The sequence below is a fragment of the Mucilaginibacter sp. SMC90 genome (assembly GCF_022811725.1).
Taxonomy (GTDB): Bacteria; Bacteroidota; Bacteroidia; order Sphingobacteriales; family Sphingobacteriaceae; genus Mucilaginibacter.
This window is the reverse complement of sequence record NZ_CP094527.1, coordinates 21,225-39,300: the sequence shown is the minus strand read 5'-3', so window position 1 is coordinate 39,300 and position 18,076 is coordinate 21,225. Positions and strand designations below refer to the sequence as shown.

The window sequence follows — 18,076 nt, the reverse complement described above, 5'->3', positions numbered from 1 at the left end:
CCGGCCTTTTTTTATTGAATAATTTGTAACAATAATATGATTGATAAGGCTTTACAAGCCTTATGTGTAACAATAATATATTGATTGGGCTTTATGTATATTTTAAGTTGAACATTTGTAGTTCAATTACGTCTATATACACACAAATACAACAATTGTACGCTGAAAAAACATTTATGAAACCCCTACTTCTTATCTTAAGTTTTATCCTTTTATCCGCCTTTGGTTCTTACGCTCAAACCGGGCGGGAAGTGAAGGGGACTGTCGTTGATTCCACGAAGCTTTCGTTGCCCGGAAGCAGTGTGAAACTGGTTTCAAACAGCGGCGACAGCACCATAGCTATTGCCGATGCCACAGGAAAGTTTTCATTCCCGGTTGTAAAGGGGAACAAACTAACGCTTACCATTACATCAATCGGGTTCACTGCAATAAAAAAACATTACTCGCTTGATGCCGGCACCCAACCGGTTGATCTTGGCGCCATAGTTTTAAAAGCCGAAACCAATATGCTTAACCAGGTTACCATTGTAGGTGTTAACCCGGTGGTACTGAAAGAGGATACCACAGAGTATAAAGTAAGTGCATATCCCGTACGTGAAAATGCACCGGTTGAAGATGTATTGAAAAAGCTGCCGGGGGTTGACGTGGATAAAGACGGCAACGTAACTGCGCAGGGCAAATCAGTAACCAAAGTAAGGGTAAATGGAAAGGATTTTTTTGGCGGCGATGTTAAAACAGCCACCAAGAACCTGCCAGCCGATGTGGTAGAAAGCATCCAGGTAATTGATGATTACGGCGATCAGGCCAATCTTACCGGCATCAAAACCGGCGAACCAGACAAGATCCTGAACATCACCATTCGCAAGGACAAAAACAAAGGTTACTTTGGGCAGGCCACAGCAGGCGATGGCGAGGATTATTTACCCAAAGATCAGGGCATAGCCAACGCCAACCGTTATATAGGCGATCTGAAGTTTTTCAACTTTAACAATGACCAGCAAATAGCGGTATTGGGTACTATCAATAACACCAACGTAAATACATTTACTTACGGCAGCGCAACATCCGGCGGGGGAGGAGGCTTTGGCGGCGGTGGCGGCGGCAGGGGCAATGCCCTGCGTGGTTCAAGCGGCTCAACTACCAGCGCAAACGGTATCACCAATGCACATTCAATAGGTGCAAACTTCCGCGATCAATGGGGCAAAAATGTTTCTGTTTATGGTAGCTATAGCTTTACAGATAACACTACCAATACCGTTAGTTCATCTATCCAAACCAATAACTTTCAAACACCAAGCGTAAGTACCCAAAAAAGTAACCAAACCGATAATCCTATCAACCACCGTTTTAATTTTAATATCGAGTGGAAACCGGATACCATCAATTACTTTAAAATTGTTCCAAACTTTACTTACTCAAGCACCAATACAGATGCTAACGAATCTGTGTCATCAACCATTGGCGGCCTGCTTGATCAATCGTACCGCTCATTATCTCATAGTGACGGCACTTCGCCAAGCTACGGTATTAACGTATTGTATAACCACCGCTTTAACGCCCATGGCCGTAACCTTAGCATCAATATCAATGCTAACTCATCAAAAACCTCGCAGTTTGATAACCCAACCTATCAGTATGATGTGGGCTCGCCTCAAACGGCACCAGCCAACCAGCAGATCTTCACTGATAGCCGTGTTACAAGTGTGGGTACAAACCTATCCTACCTGGAGCCTATAAGTAAAAGAGGATACCTGGAGTTGAATTACGCTTTTAACCGTTCATCAACCACAAGCGATAAAGAAACGGATACATTGAGCGCGGCCAATACATTCAACAACTATGCTTTATTAAGCAATAACTACAAATACAACTTTACCACAAACAGGGTTGGTTTAAATTATCGCTTTATTGAAAAAAAGTATAATCTAACCCTGGGTGTTGGCGTGCAGCCGGCTACATTAAACGGCCTGAATCTTAAAAACGATTCGGCTACGCATATAACCACATTTAACGTGATCCCTACGGCCCGTTTCAGCTACAATTTTTCAAGGGGAAAAGGCTTAAACTTTTTATATAACGGATCAAGCAACCAACCTACATTTACCCAGTTACAACCGGTTATTGATTTTTCGAATGCACTATATCCTGTACAAGGTAACCCTAACCTGAAACCGGAGTTTGCCAATAATTTTTCATTAAGGTATAATAACTTCAGTTTCCAAACAGGGAATATCTTCTTTACCAATTTCAACTTTACAACCACACAAAACAAAATAGTTCAAAATACCATTACTTATCCGCGTAAGTTTAGCCAGGCGGCTTTGGCAGCAGATCCCTCTTTAAAAAACCTGCAAAGCACCAACCTTACTAACTACATGAATGCCGATGGTTATTATTCTGGTACCGCCAACGTTGTTTATGCCAAACCATGGGCCGAGCGCAAGTTCACCCTTCAGTTTAACGGTGCATTAAATTACACCAACGGCGTAGCGTTTTCTAACACCATTGACAGTAACAACGTTGCAGCCTCAGCAACCCCTTTAAAAAACATTGCTAAAAACCTCAACTTTACTCCGGGCTTAAAATTCAGGGTGAACATTGTTGATATTATTGATGCTGAAGCCAGCAGCAGTTACGGCATTAACAAAACAACAAATTCAATTCATACACAGCTTATTGATGGCAGCTCAAACTTCCGCACACTAACACTGGGCTTATCGGGCAAAAACTATTTCTGGAAAGATTGGACGCTGAGCTATGATTTTACCCGCACGGTAAATTATGGTTATGATGCCAGCCTTGACATTAAAAACCCAAATATCCTGAATGCTTATGTTGAACGTCGTTTTCTGAAAGATCACCGTGCAACAATCCGTTTGGCAGCATATGATTTATTTAACCAAAACACCGGCTATACATCGGTTGTAAATGGTAACATCACTACACAATCAACAGTAAACAGGCTTGGTCGTTATTATTTATTGAGCTTTACTTTCCGCCTGCAAAAATTTGCTGGCAAAGCCCCTACACAGGAACCGGGCCAGCGCAGGTTTAACCGCGATGGCGGAGGCCCTGGCGGTCCGGGTGGTGGTGGCCCGGGCGGAGGTGGTCCAGGAGGGCCAGGTTCTTTCTAACAGATAGTACTTACTGATTTAAAAATATAAAAGGGGACGATCACAAATCATGATCGGCCCCTTCTTATTCAAACATAATTTTCAATCAGTTTGCCCTGATCTGCCAATGTGCAACTTATCTTGCCCCGTATCGTAATGTATAAGGAATTGGCGTTATTTTCTTTTGGGCAATATTATCGGGGGTAACGTATACCAAATCAAGCTTCCGGCCGCCTTCTTTTTGAAAATATGCTATCCGCAATGAATAAAATCCTTTTTTTAGCGGAATGATGTACGATTTCTCAATATCGGCATCATGCAGCCCGTCAAGGTCGATAATAAGCTTATCATTAAGATAAACCTGGCAGCCATCGTCTGCACCTAATCCGAAAATATAATAACCTTCCTGTTCGGCTTTGAACTGTCCATCTATAACCAAGCCGAAGTTGTTTTGGCGGGGAAGTTTATCAATATTAAAGATACTATCGGCTGTGCCTTCCTTAACAGGCTTTAAAGTTTTAAAGTCGGGCAGTTTATCCCATTGCCCTTCGTAATAAGCGTAATGAAAACCGCCAGGCTTGTAGCTTTTTTTGAGCGGCTTTGCCGCCAGGTAATTGCCTTCTTTAAATTCCCCGCTGGAGGTTTTGTCGAACTTTGCGCGGCTGGCAATCTGCCGCAAGGTAATTTTTGCCGGGCCCGATAATTCTAATTCTGGTTTAGCAAAAGGCGATGTAGTTAACGGCTCCGAGCCATCCACCGTATAATGCACTTTTGTTGTATCATCAAAGTACCAGATCTTTATCGGCTTGTTTTTAAGCACTACTCCGCCCGACGGGTGAAATTCCAATGGCTTACCTCCGTAATCGTTATAGGCAAACCTAAGGCCGTCATAAAAGTTTTTAAGCCGTACCGTACCATGCGATTCGGCGGGATATGATTTTACCACCCATTCAAAACCGGCCGGAGCATCCTTTTTCAGCAGGCTATCCATCGGGTTAATGTTCATTTCTTTCATGCCCCGCCCTTCACGGCCGCCGATATAAAGTGATTTTTCCTTGCCGGTAAGGGCCGGCAATTTCTCTTTAACCTGTTTAAGCATAACGCCGTTATCCCACCAATAGCTCGGGTCGCCGGCAATATAATTATTGAAAAGCTGTGGTTCATTTAATAAGGCATAGGTAACAAACACCCCACCAAAAGAGTGACCAAAAAGCGTATTATCTCCGTCGGCAGGGTAAGTTTTATCAATATAAGGGATCAGCTCATCTTTAAAAAACTTCAGAAACTTATCCGCTCCACCCGATGTCTTGTTGCCCTTATTGTGCGTTGGCAAAAAATCCCTGTCCCGGTCGGTATTTAACAGGCCAACAATTATCATTGGCGGCATGGTGTGCTCATCTACAATAAAGTGCTGTATATCGCGGCCTAATTTTATATTCCAGTCGTCAAGTATGTACAATACATCGTATTTTGTTGTTGAACCGGCCTTATAACCATCGGGTAAAACAACTTGAATTACACGCTTCTCATTCAACACAGCCGAATTGATAGAGTCGCGCTTACCGGGCATATCCTGCGCCTTGGCACGGCGGGGCAGGTTAAATGCTAACATAATGACAATCACAAACAAAAGGGAGGTGCTGGCTTTCATAATGGTGGGTGTTTTGATTGCAAGTAAGACGATATCCAGATAAAGATAGTTACAATAACACCTCTTAAAAAAGGCGGTATCAAAAATTAAATGATACCGCCTTTTTACTTATCGTTGCAATTTTACCCTTTTACTTGGTGCTTAACTTATTAAACTTAACACTATAAGTAATCATAAAATATCGCTTCAAAGTATTGTTTTGCACATCACTAACAGAATTGGTGTTGATGTACCTGTACACGCTCACATTTTGATTAAAGATATCATAAACGGAAAGCTTAAGCTCGCCTCTGTCTTTTTTTAGCATTTGCAAAGCAAGAGATGAACTCACTACATTAACACCCTTTTTAAAGCCCGCCGCCACCTGGCCATTGTAGTTAAAATCCTGTTTAGTTTCCCAGATGATTTTTTTAGGAAACCTCACCACCAGGCCATTGCTTATACTATAAGTACTAACCTTAATGTTCCTGAAATCATCATAGTGATATTTGGTATTCGATTGGTTAAAGCCAACGCCGGTGTTCAGGTCTATCACATCTTTCCAGCTAACGCCGATATTTTCATGCAGCCCGTAAGCTATCGTATTTTGCCAACCCTCAACATCATTAAGCAGGTTCAGGTTTTGGTAATAGTTGCTGTAAAAATTAGTTGAGCTGTTAAGCTGCCATTCTTTGATTTTTTTAAACCGTTTAAACACACCTGTCGAAAAGCTATAGCTTGGCCTGCCGTCGCGGTTAACGGTAGTATTACTTTGTGCGCCATCCGAGCGGATGACTTGCTGCGTAATGGCCATGTTTTTTTGTGAAGAGATATTGCCGTAAGAGTATATACCCAATTGGCTATCGTTAAAATACTTAAAAAAGTTAAAGGAATAATTATTGTTTATGCCCGGTACCAGGTTAGGGTTACCCGTGTAGCTGTACAATGGGCTGTAAACTATAGTGATGGGCTGCAGGCTTGATACCCCCGGCTGGTTAACCCGGCGATCATAGCTAAACGATATCCCGTAAGCCTCAATCCGAACAGTGGGTAAAAGAAAAAAATAATTCTGTACGAGCCTGCTGGTTACAAAATTATTACTGATCTGCTGCCACTGGGTATTAAGCCCGGCTATAATTTGGGTTTGCTTGTTAAGCTGATAGGTGATGCCTGGTTTAATATTCTCTGTCCATTGATCGCGCTTAAGATCAGAACTTTGATTATTAAGTAACGAATCAAAGCCTCCTGTTTTACGATCATAGGTAAAAACCTGGTCGCTGGTTTTGTTGTATATGCCAGATGTAGTAACGTCAACAATAAGCTTTTTGGTTAGCGGGTACCGGTAAGTGAAATCGAGGTTGCCTGAAACATTGTTTGATGTACGTACAGAAAGCCTGTGCAAGCTGTCGGATAAGTTGGGATATTGATAATTAACCACATCATTATTGTTGAAATTATTGCTGTGGTTAGGATTAATACTCAGGCTATGAGATACGTTGAACGACTCTTTACTTTTGTTTTTGGAGCGCTTATGAAAGTAAAAGCTTTGGTTAAATTGTGTTGAATGGCTGTTTCCAAACGAATTAGATAACGACTGGTTTACCGGCATATCAAAATTATTTGAAGTGCTGCCGGCTGCCGACGAAGTGTTATTGTTTGAGTTATAATTTAACGATGGATTATAACGCAGATTACGAACCGTATCCGGATTCCACTCTACAAGGCCGCTAACCGTGTGCGTATAGCTATTGGCATTCCGGGTGTTTGAGGCCCGGGTTAACAGCGTGGTATCTTTCAGAAACTGCTGTTGGAAATTGGCCGATTCGTTCACATTATTACGCTGTGTATAAAAATACTGCAGGTTAAGCTTCAGTTTCTCGCCATAGTTTTGATTAAGGTTAACTCCCCCTGAAGTGATCTTTTCTATACCACCTCCCCAGTTTCGGCCGCCGTTAAAAGAGGTGTTGCCGCCGCTGCGGTCAAACCCGCCCTCGGCATTAAGCTCCTCCCGCGAAAAACCCGTATGGTTAAGGTTATTACTTAACCCGATAACGCTTACCTGCAAGGTATCCCTGAACATATTGAATAAGCCGCCCGCCTCATACCTGTCGCGCGAGCCCGCTCCGCCGAAAACCTTACCAAAAATGCTTTTCTTAATAGCTTTCTTTAATTTGATATTGATTATTTTTTGCACCTGGGTTTCACTCACCAAATGATCGGGGTCGTTTTCACGGTCATCATAAACCTGCACCTGGGCAACAATAGCAGCATCAAGGTTTTTGGTGGCAATTTTAGGGTCGGAGCCAAAAAACTGTTTTCCATCTATAAGCAGCTTACTCACCTGTTTTCCGTTAACGGTAATAGTTCCGTCGCCATCAACCTGTACACCGGGAAGCTTTTTAAGTAACTCCTCTACAGCGGCATTAGGCCGGGTTTTAAAAGCGGCGGCATCAAACTCAAGCGTGTCTTTTTTTACCTTAATGGGCACCCTTTCGGCACGTACCACAACCTCGTTAAGCAATTTACTGTTGAGGGCAATGTTTCCCAGGTCAATTACCTCACCTTTTTTAAAATTAAAAGGGTGGATGTAGCTTTTGTAACCCGCATAGGAAATAACCAGCCGTACCTGTTTATCAACAGGCAAACGCTGCAATTCAAAGTCGCCATTTTTTTTACTGAGGGTATAGGCAATAAGCGAGGTATCTTTCAAATCAACCATGGCTATTGTGCTCAGCTCAAGAGGCTGCTTACTAATGGAATCGGTGACTTTGCCTTTAATGGCGGCCCGGTTTTGGGCAAATGATGCAGAAAATAAGCATAACAGTATCAGTGAAAGAAAAATTGTTTTCATCCAGGTTTAGGTGCAGATGGTATAAGGTTAGATAATTTGTAATAGGTGGTGATGTAGGGCCGTGGTACTGTTAGGAAACTTAAATCATGAGGTAGTATAGGGTTTAGATGTTAGTGCACTGGTTAATTGTTTTGCCGATACGCGTTGTTACGCAAATATCAACAGTAAAGGCTTAAAGCATAAATAACCTCCCCTCTACTTAACCACTACACTATAACCCGCACGGCGATATTATATGCTATAATTTGCTCCTATAACACAGAATTGCTGTAAATATTGCCCGGCATGCTTCAAAACGGCACACATATCCGCATTGTAACATTTGTTTTACCAAATATCCTGTTTTACAAGCATGCCGGAAAAATAGAATTATTCCACTCACTTCAATACATTTTTTGCAACATATGCATCAAACCAAATAACTGAATACAAATACTATAAAAATTAAATATAATCGCAATAAAATTTTGCCAATTCCGTTTTTAAACCAATATTGTGCAAGTAATATTATTTAGCACCGAATTAATCACCTAAAACCATAACATTATGAAAGCAGCAGAAACCTACAAATCCATCTATGTAACGTTTTACAGGTGGAATGTTAAAAACTTTGGCCACGGTGGATTGCCAAAAGCCAATACCCTTTTTGGAGCAAGCTTTTTAATGATCATTTTGCTGGCCATTTTAGTAAGTGTTGCGCAATTATTTTTAAATGCAGGCTGGTTTCATTTAAGCCCAATATCGGGTTTAGTGATATTGCTTGGTGCCACCGGCGCATTTGTGCTTAATTATTTTGTACTGCTAAACAGCCGTTACTTTAAAAAGGTTAACGCCGCGTTTGAGCGCATCAGCAAACACAATCCTAATACATGGTCAATAATGCTGATGGTTTGCGTAATAGTTTCCTGCACTATGTTACTGATGGTTTGTGAAGCCGGAGTGTTTTTGAGATAGGATTAAACAATATCATTATAATGAACCCAGCCGGTACCGGCTGGGTTTTTTGTTTATAACAGCCGTTCTTTATCACATCACCAAAAATCTATATCTTTCGCTTTAAATAAACTTTTATCACCGTGTTGGTTAAAACTTTTGGAAGCGCAGTTTATGGAATACAAGCTATTACCATAACAGTTGAAGTGAATATTGCATCAGGAACCAAGTATTTTATTGTTGGCCTGCCCGATGTGGCTGTAAAAGAAAGTTATTTCAGGATAGAATCGGCGCTTAAAAATTGCGGTTTCAGGATGCCCCGCCAGCAGGTAGTAGTTAATATGGCCCCGGCCGATATCAAAAAAGAGGGTTCATCATATGACCTCACCATTGCCACAGGCGTGCTGGCCGCATCAGGGCAAATTGAACCCGAAACACTTGATAAATTTATTATCATGGGCGAGCTTTCTCTTGATGGCAGCCTCCAGCCAATAAAAGGAGCTTTGCCTATAGCTATCCAGGCCCGTAAAGATGGTTTTAAAGGTTTTATCCTCCCCAAACAAAACGCCCGCGAAGCCGCCATTGTAAATGATCTTGAAGTTTACGGTGTTGAGAGCATTAAAGACGTTGTCGGTTTTTTTAACGGCACATCCCAACTTAAACCCGAAATAGTAAATACCCGCGAAGAGTTTTATGACAGCCTTTGCAATTACGACAGCGATTTCAGCGAAGTAAAAGGCCAGGAAAACATCAAGCGGGCATTGGAAATTGCTGCCGCGGGTGGTCACAACGTGATATTGATCGGTCCGCCGGGAGCAGGAAAAACCATGCTGGCCCGGAGGCTGCCATCAATTTTGCCGCCATTAAGTTTATATGAATCGTTAGAAACTACCAAGATCCATTCGGTTGCGGGCAAGCTTGCCGCTGCAGACGCGCTGGTCACCATTCGCCCGTTCAGAAGCCCTCACCACACTATCAGCGACGTGGCTTTGGTAGGAGGGGGAAGCAACCCTGCACCTGGCGAGATCTCCCTTGCCCACAACGGCGTATTGTTTTTGGATGAATTGCCCGAATTTAAACGCAGTGCCCTTGAGGTAATGCGCCAGCCGCTTGAGGAACGCCGTGTTACCATATCACGCGCTAAGTTTACCGTTGATTATCCAAGCAGCTTTATGCTGGTGGCCAGCATGAACCCTTGTCCGTGCGGCTATTATAACCACCCCGAAAAAGAATGTATCTGCCCGCCGGGTATGGTGCAAAAATACCTGAGTAAAATTTCCGGTCCGCTGTTGGACAGGATAGACCTGCACGTTGAAGTAACGCCGGTTAACTTCAGCGAGCTGTCATCAGATCGTGCAGCCGAAAAAAGTGAACTGATTCGCGAGCGGGTGATCAGGGCAAGAGAAATACAAGTTGAACGTTTTGGCAACCGGCCCGACCTGCACGCCAACGCACAAATGAGTCCCCAAATGGTACGCGACCAATGCAAGATCAACGCGGCCGGTCAAACCCTATTAAAAAAGGCAATGGAGAAACTCGGCCTCTCGGCAAGGGCTTACGACCGGATCCTCAAAGTATCCCGCACAATAGCCGACCTTGCCGGAAGCGAAGAAATTAAACTGGAACATTTGGCCGAAGCTATACATTTCAGGAGCTTGGATAGAGAGGGGTGGGCTGGTTGAAGAAGTCTTAAGTCGAGAGTTCGAAACCGCCCAGCTCGCACAGGTTTGAGGCCAGGCAACAATGGCAAAGAAAGGGATGGCTAGCCTACATAACTTACGCCAGTAAAAGAACGCCAGCCAAAAGAAAGCATAATTTCAATGTTAACATATTTTCAAAATTAAATTCTGCTCTTTTATTTTATGCTTCTCAGAAGCTGTTTAAAAATGATTGAAAATATTTTGTAGAGACGCATAATTGCGTCTCCCGAAGGACAAGCCGATTCAAAAGCGGCTCAGCTGCCGTAAATTGCAAGCGCGAGACGCAATTATGCGTCTCTACATTCAAAAACTATCGTTTTTAAACAGTCTCTCAGATTTCTAACTTTGCTTTTATAAATAGAGAATCACCTTACCATAAAAGCCAAACCTATGAAAATCTTAGGCAAATCATTAACCCTCACCCTGCTGCTTTTTACCCAGCTGGCGGTTCATGCGCAAGACAGCACACAGGATAAAATCACGCAAGTTGAGAATGGTTTGGTTGGCAATATCCAGATTGAAGGGGATAAACCGGGGAACCTGTTAAACCGCATGGCTTTTTATAAAATTCCGGGGTTAAGTATTGCGGTTATCCAAAATTATAAAATTGCATGGGCCAAAGGTTATGGTATTGCCAATGATAGCGCAAAAATACCTGTTACTACAAAAACACTTTTCCAGGCGGCGTCTATCAGCAAATCGCTTAATTCGGTTGGAGTGCTTAAGCTGGTTCAGGATAAAAAGCTTGACCTGAATACCGATATCAACGTTTACCTCAAAAGCTGGAAGTTTCCCTACGACAGCATATCCAAAGGCAAAAAAATAACTATCGAGATGTTGTTAAGCCATAGCGCCGGGCTAAATGTACACGGCTTTGGCGGATATGAGCGCAGAGCCCCCTTACCTACAATAGTTCAGATACTTAAAGGCGAAAAACCCTCTAATTCGCCTGCCGTAAAATCGATTTTTGAACCGGGGCTGCGTTATGAATATTCGGGTGGAGGCACCACCATTACACAAATGATCGTGATGGATGTAACCCACATGCCCTATGCCGATTACATGGAGAAGGAAGTATTAAAACCACTTGGCATGACTGGCAGTACCTATGCTCAGCCGCCCAATGATGTAGATCAGCGCCTGCTTGCGGTTGCTTACAGTGCTGATGGTAAACCTAAAAAGGGGAATTACCATATTTATCCGGAGCAAGCTGCAGCCGGCTTGTGGACAAACCCAACCGATCTTTCAAAGTACATCATCGAAACTCAATTAGCATATAAAGGCACATCGGCCAAGGTCTTGAACCAGGAAACCACAAGGGCCAGGCTGTCGGTGCATGCAGGTGGCAACGTTGGCCTTGGGGCTGCAATTGATAAAAAAGACAGCGTATTATATTTCAGCCACAGCGGTGTAAATGAGGGGTTCCGCTGTATTTATTACGGGAGTATGGAAGGCGGAAACGGCGTAGTTGTGATGGTGAACAGCGACAACGACGGCGTTATCACGGAGCTGATAAACAGTGTAGCTAAAGTTTATGGCTTTAAAGGGTTGTTTCATACCAGCATAAAGAAAGTAGTATCGGTACCCGTTGAAGTATTAAAAAGTTATACAGGCAAATTCTTTATCGGCCCGCCGCGCACTTTAACAATAATTGAGGCCGATGGTAAGCTTTATGCCGAGGCCAGCGGCGAGGTAAAACGAGAGCTTTTTCCAGAATCAACCAATCGTTTTTTTCTGAAAGATTTGCCTTACGAAATTGAATTTAATAAAGGTGCTGATGGCAAAATCCATGTAACTTTTTATGGAGATGGCAATAAGGTTGAGTTGAAAAGAGCAGATTAGTTTGTAGAGCTATAAGCCTTAATTGAAGACGTTTTTTCTTTATATACACGTTGTAAAAGCTATATCTACACCTATAAGTGATAGTGCTCACTATTTTGATCAGATATAGCCTAACCCGATTCTAATCAAAAGGAGCCTGTGGTTCGTACCAATTCATTAGATAAGTATTAGCAGCCCCATCCTCTTGCTCCAAACTTCAGTATAACAAAGCAAAAGAGAGGATTTGTTAAATATCTGCTCTCAAATGTTAAATCCACCACTTTCATATATCTTTTATCTACACAAATGCGTTTTTATGACTATCATTTAAACCTATATCATGTGCCTTAAATACTGCTGTTTATTGCTCCTTATAATCTTTACTCTTGAAAGTAAAGCACAAGACAAGCAAAACTATTCCCTTCCGCTTCATGTTGCCGACTCCTTATTTGCATCAAGAAAATATCAAAAAGCAGCCACGGTTTATACTACTGTACGTACGCTCAATTATGGTGTGTTGGATACGGCACACCTGTACAAAGCGGCGGCATGCTGGGCTGCTTTAGGCAAACGCGACAGTGCCTTTTTATACCTGGAGCTTATTGCCAGCCGCGGTTTTGAAAATGAAGTACAGCTTTCGGCAGATCCCCTTTTTATGAGATTACATCGTGACAGTCAATGGGAAACCATCGTAGCGGCCGTTCATCAAAACCGGGTTAAGCTTATTCCATCGGTAGCTATGGAGCTTTCCCAAATGCTTAAAAACTATAAAGCCAGCTTTGAACAATACCAGGAGCTTGTTAATCGGTATGGCAAAAACTCAACAGAAGCCAATGCGCTCAAAAGCTATCTCCTTAAAACAGACTCCATTAATTATGTCAAAATAACTTCTATTGTTAATACTTATGGATGGAAGGGTAACGAATACTTTGGCCCCGATGGGCCGGAGGTCCTCATAACCACATTGCTTCATGCGAGTATTACCAACCAGAAAAGATATTTTTCAATAGTAAGAACAGCTGCACTCAACGGTTCGTTACCAGTCGAGGGCTTTGCAATTATTGCTGATAATATTGCACTGTATGAAAAAAACACACAGATATACGGCACTCATTTAAGGCTCAATAAAGGTCAATACGAAGCCTATGCCATTGCCGATGAGGCAGAGGTTGATGTGCGGCGAAACCAGATCGGTTTGTGCACATTAGCTGTTTACCTGCAAAATTTCAAGCCTTACAGTAATCTTTATTATTACATTAAGTAAAATAGCCCGGCTAAGCCTGGTTTAAAAAAAGCATGGCCCCCGGTTGCTGCCAATTGGAAACTTGTTAACCCTACCGTGCTGGTGATCACAATGAGTGTGGTCGCGGTACATTTTTTGGTGTTGTGGCTGGCAGTTTACTACTAATGGTTGGGTAGTTTCAGTCTTATCAGGCTGACAAACTATGGTAGCTTGTTTTTTCATAACGAATCTCCCTGTTTAGATTATACTGATAATTGGTATAATAAATTTAACTATAAAAACAGTTATTTACAATAGATATCAGCAGAAAAATAATATTAACAGTTGACGGCCCTTCCTGACGTTAAATTAAACCTTTATGCAGTCGGTAGGCCTGAATTTGAAGAAAAAATAGTCACGAGTACTCCACGCTTTTGGCCAATGCTGCATACCTGCGCCAGAAATGAGCTGTTGCATTCTAATGTATAGCCGCAAGTTCAAGCGTCTTTCGCTTGAATTATCGCTCAGGTAAGCGTCCACGCCATAGCCGTTAACTTAAGGTAAAAAACCTCTCAAAAGCAGGGGAATGTGCGATTCCCCTCTTGAGAGGGGTGGGGGGGGTGTGTTATTCTACGTGCAGCTTATCACTTATATAACACACCCCTGCTACAACACGTTCCCACGCGCCCCCTCTCGAGAGGGGATTTTAAAAGGCGTACGCCAAATTACTCACTTAAGTTAACGGCTATGGCGTCTACGCTTACCTTTTTGATGTTGTTACGCGAGCGTGGACGCTCGAGAGGGGAATCGTACTTTCCCACGCTTTTTTCCTTCCAGGCATTAAATAAAACAGCCGGAGCATTATCATGTAATACCCCGGCTGCTTAATAAGTTTAGTGCAATTATATTTTATTTACCCTTCCAAAACTGCAGGTAATGCAGGTTGTATCCGCCGGTATTTGCCAGCAGTTTTATTTTATTGGTACCGGTTTTTAGCACAATATTTTTAACGGCAATTACCTGCCATTTTTTTAGTCCGCCGGTATTGGGTACTTTTACTTCTTTTGCCTGTTTTGTGTTATTAACCAAAACAGAAAGGTTAGCATCATCTGCAGCGGAGGCCACTTTGAAGCTTATAGAATATACGCCAGGTGTTTTTACCTGTACGGTGTATTGCGTCCATTCGCCGGTTTCAATATGGTCAACATAATAGCTGTTATACTGTGTTGAATCTTTGCTGATATCAACCCCGTCGTTACGGTAAACATGCCCCTTGTTGCCAACCCCCGGTTTGCCCGATGTATGATAATCGGCAGTATCGGTATCAAAATAAGCGTAACCGTTACGGCCTAAATCATAATCAACAGCGTTGATAATAGTTCCATTCCCTATTTTATTGGCTTTAAACGGCTTGGTAACAGTTGTATGCGGCTGTCTGAAAATTGCATCTATCACATCATGGTGAATGATGGTGTTTTCCAGTTTGGCATAGGTGGCCAGCTCCAAAGTGCCGCTGTACACATTGCTTTCTTTAGGCTTATGTTTGCCGGTGTTCAGATATTTGGCAACATCATCGTAATTGAGGTTGGATACAATTTCCATCGGGTTATTAATCCCCAGTTTTTTAAGTGGCCATAATGACCAGCCTATGTTATTTTTCTCCAGCAGGCCAATAGCTTCGGTAATCCAGGTGTTTGAATTTTCGCCTGTTTCGCCCAACCAAACCGGAATATTATATTGGTCGCGTGTTTTTACAATATGGTCAACAGATTTTTGGTCATTAAAATTCCAGTATTTATGAAAGCTGAGCACCATGTTTTTATCCCATTGGGGTAAAATGCCGTTATAATTATTGCCCCAGCCATTCCCTTCAATAATAATGATGTGTTTTTTATCTACTTCACGTATAGCAGCGGTAATATCAACCATGAGCTTTCTTAACGGACCGTTTGTTTTTTCCTTTAAACCGTTTTTATCATTTTGCGGATCATCGAAACCCCAGTTTGGTTCGTTAATAATATCATAGGCACCTATGTTGGGTTCGTTTTTGTAACGCTCGGCCAGTTTGCGCCAAAGGGCTATCGTTTTCTGTTTATTGGCTTCACTGTCCCAAAGCGATGGTTTGTCCGGGTCGCGGTCGGATATGTTAAGGTCGTTGCCCTGGCCTCCGGGCGTAGCATGCAGGTCAAGTATCAGGTACATGTGGTTTGCCTTACACCAGGCCAGCAAGTCGTCGGTCATTTTAAAACCTTTATCCAGCCAGGTGTTTTGGCCTGCAACAGGCTCCTTATCAACCGGCAAAGTGTAAAGGTTATAATGCATCGGCAGGCGGATAGAGTTAAATCCCCAGCGCTTCATCGAGTCTACATCAATTTTGCGGGTATTATTGGCCAGCCAGGTATCGTAAAACTCCCTGGTTTCGGCCGGGCCCATCAGCTCTTCCAGGCGCTCACGAATGCGGTACTGACGGCTATCTTTATTAATGTGCAGCATGTAGCCTTCCTGCAGCATCCATCCGCCCAAACCCATGCCACGCAGCAATACATTCTGACCTTTTTCATCAACTATTTTCTTACCGTCGGCTTTTAGAAAGCCTGTTTGTGCATTGCTTTGCAGCGAGATACACAGAGCCGGAACCACGGTTAACAGGGCTTTGATCCCGCCTTTTACCTTTATGTTTCTTATTAACGATGTTAACATATTGTTTCGTTTAAATTTTTCTGAACCGGTTTATACTACCAGATATATGTGCCAACCGAACCTTTATCGAGTTTAACCGCCAATATTTTCCCCTGGTATTTAATGTTAAAATCCTGTGCATTATCGCCGGTATTGGCTACGATAAGCACTTTTTTACCATCAGGTGTTTTAAAGGCCACGTTGGGCAAAGTATCCGAACTGTTTGAAGCAATGCGTACCGAACCCGGGCGCACAAACTTTGAAGCGTGGGCTACCGAATAATAGGCCACATTTTTCTTAACCTCATTCTTATCAATGGTTACAGCGCCCTGGCACATGGGGCAGCCGCCCCTGTCGGTATATGGTTTATATTCGGGGTCGGCGGCAAGGTTCCACTCCAATACGTTACGGCTCCAGTTACGGGTAGCTCCTATAATAAGACTTTTAACAGGCCAGGCAATATTGATGGTGCTTTGATTTTCGGGTTCAACAGTCATCTGCTCGGTAAAGTAGATGTTTTTATCCGGGTGCGCATTATGCACATCAGTAAGGGCCGAGATATCCCCGCCATACAGGTGAAACCCAGAACCATCAATATATTTACGGGCAGCCGGGTCGTTCAATATCGAAATAGGGTAATCGGGCCTGTCGGCATTATGATCGTAAACAATGATCTTTGTTTTGATACCTGCGGCTTTAAATGCCGGGCCGAGGTTGTTTTTGATAAAGTCGGCTTCGTCGGGCGCAACCATCAGCAAGCTGGGGTTATTTCCCGGATGCAGCGGCTCGTTCTGAATGGTGATGGCATCAATGTTAATGCCATTAGCCTTCATCCCCTGAATATATTTAACGAGGTATTTGGCATAAACCGGATAGCAATCGGGCTTTAACCTGCCTCCTCGGGTATCGTTGTTGGTTTTCATCCAAGCCGGTGGCGACCATGGCGAGCCCAGGATCTTGATAGCGGGGTTAATAGCCAGAATCTGTTTCATTACCGGGATCACATCAGTTTTATCCGGGCCGAGGTCAAAATGTTTCAGTGTCGGGTCTGTTTGTCCTTCGGGCATATCATCGTACGAAAACACTTTTTCATTCAGATCTGAAGCCCCGATGCTAAGCCTCAAATAGCTAATTCCAATATCGTTCCCGGTAACGGCAAAAAGATTTTTTAGCAACGCAGCGCGGCTATCAGCACTCATACGGATGATATGCATGGCACTGCCCCCGGTTAACGCAAACCCAAACCCATCTATCGGCTGGTAATGCTGTTTATCATCAACAGTAATAGTGGTGCCGCCTGCCTCTCCGGTTTTAAAAGTAAGGGGAGCTTTTTGCTGTTCAAAAAGTACCGACCTATCAGCTTTGGTAAGCCATAAGCTTGCTTTTGTGGTTTGTGCATTTATTGAAGCAACCGGCCCAAGCAGCATAGCGCCCAATAAAAATGATTTGATTTGCGTGTTCATGAAACTGTATTTACAGATGTATTTGTTGGTATAACAGGATTTAATAAGGTTGTGCAAATTGGATAGGTAAAAATATTACTGTTTTCTGTAATAAGCCGTAATTAATCGGTTACAAAATCAAACATTGGTGCTTTGTAGTGGTTAAGAAGTGGCTTTAATACCGGGCTTTTAGGTTAAGCTGATGGAAAAACGCGTTTAAACACACTAAATTTAATTAGGAATTTAAAACATTTGGTTTTATGAAAAGATGTTTATAAATTCACATACAACTATCTCATGAGTACTTCACACAAAAAGATTGTCATATTTGATGACGACGAGGACATCCTGTCTATTTGCAGCTATATTTTAGAAGAACAAGGATGGGAAGTACACACATTCAGCGATTGCAATAACATTGTTGAAAAGGTTTCGGGCATTTTGCCGGATGTTATCATGATGGATAACTGGATCCCGGATTCGGGCGGGATCGTAGCAACGCAAACCCTTAAAAAAACTGAAACCTTAAAAGAAATACCTGTAATTTATTTTTCGGCAAACAGTGATATTCAGATCCTGGCCAATCATGCCGGAGCCCAAAGCTATTTAGCCAAACCATTTGATCTGGAAGATCTGGAAAAAGTGATTAACCGGGTAATAGCGGCTTAGGTTGGAGAGAGCCAAG

General features: G+C 42.7%; 10 protein-coding genes. 6 read left to right on the top strand and 4 right to left on the bottom strand.

The annotated features are described in order from the left end of the window. The first annotated feature begins 176 nt into the window (after nucleotides 1–176). A complete protein-coding gene (locus tag MTO98_RS00160; RefSeq protein ID WP_243484424.1) occupies nucleotides 177–3,134 on the top strand; it encodes an outer membrane beta-barrel protein in 2,958 nt (985 codons plus the stop codon). Between the two features lie 115 nt (nucleotides 3,135–3,249). Here the strand turns inward: MTO98_RS00160 and MTO98_RS00155 are convergent, their stop codons facing one another. Both MTO98_RS00155 and MTO98_RS00150 read right to left on the bottom strand, forming a co-directional pair. Beyond that, the gene (locus tag MTO98_RS00155) at nucleotides 3,250–4,764 is read right to left on the bottom strand and encodes an alpha/beta hydrolase-fold protein (protein ID WP_243484421.1); all 1,515 of its coding nucleotides are present in this window, start codon (nucleotides 4,762–4,764) and stop codon (nucleotides 3,250–3,252) included. Between the two features lie 130 nt (nucleotides 4,765–4,894). Continuing rightward, a complete protein-coding gene (locus MTO98_RS00150; protein WP_243484420.1) occupies nucleotides 4,895–7,594 on the bottom strand; it encodes an outer membrane beta-barrel protein in 2,700 nt (899 codons plus the stop codon). Nucleotides 7,595–8,140: 546 nt separating this feature from the next. Here MTO98_RS00150 and MTO98_RS00145 point away from each other — a divergent pair. The 4 genes from MTO98_RS00145 to MTO98_RS00130 all read left to right on the top strand — a co-directional run bounded on the left by MTO98_RS00145 (nucleotide 8,141) and on the right by MTO98_RS00130 (nucleotide 13,312). Then, entirely contained in the window at nucleotides 8,141–8,548 is a 408-nt protein-coding gene (locus MTO98_RS00145) for a hypothetical protein (RefSeq protein ID WP_243484417.1), read from the top strand. A 122-nt stretch (nucleotides 8,549–8,670) separates the two neighbouring features. Continuing rightward, nucleotides 8,671–10,209: a YifB family Mg chelatase-like AAA ATPase gene (locus MTO98_RS00140; RefSeq protein WP_243484416.1), complete on the top strand. Its 1,539-nt coding sequence runs from the start codon at nucleotides 8,671–8,673 to the stop codon at nucleotides 10,207–10,209. A gap of 408 nt (nucleotides 10,210–10,617) precedes the next feature. Then, on the top strand, nucleotides 10,618–12,069 hold the full coding sequence (locus tag MTO98_RS00135; protein WP_243484414.1) for a serine hydrolase: 1,452 nt from the start codon (nucleotides 10,618–10,620) through the stop codon (nucleotides 12,067–12,069). 319 nt (nucleotides 12,070–12,388) lie between these two features. Continuing rightward, entirely contained in the window at nucleotides 12,389–13,312 is a 924-nt protein-coding gene (locus MTO98_RS00130) for a DUF6624 domain-containing protein (protein WP_243484412.1), read from the top strand. Nucleotides 13,313–14,179: 867 nt separating this feature from the next. Here the strand turns inward: MTO98_RS00130 and MTO98_RS00125 are convergent. Continuing rightward, complete coding sequence (locus MTO98_RS00125) at nucleotides 14,180–15,970, bottom strand: cellulase family glycosylhydrolase (protein WP_243484410.1); 1,791 nt, start codon at nucleotides 15,968–15,970, stop codon at nucleotides 14,180–14,182. A gap of 35 nt (nucleotides 15,971–16,005) precedes the next feature. Further along, a complete protein-coding gene (locus MTO98_RS00120; RefSeq protein ID WP_243484409.1) occupies nucleotides 16,006–17,412 on the bottom strand; it encodes a glycoside hydrolase family 30 beta sandwich domain-containing protein in 1,407 nt (468 codons plus the stop codon). A 276-nt stretch (nucleotides 17,413–17,688) separates the two neighbouring features. On the opposite strand from MTO98_RS00120, the gene MTO98_RS00115 reads away from it, so the two are divergent. Then, complete coding sequence (locus MTO98_RS00115; protein ID WP_243484407.1) at nucleotides 17,689–18,060, top strand: response regulator; 372 nt, start codon at nucleotides 17,689–17,691, stop codon at nucleotides 18,058–18,060. Nucleotides 18,061–18,076: the final 16 nt, after the last annotated feature.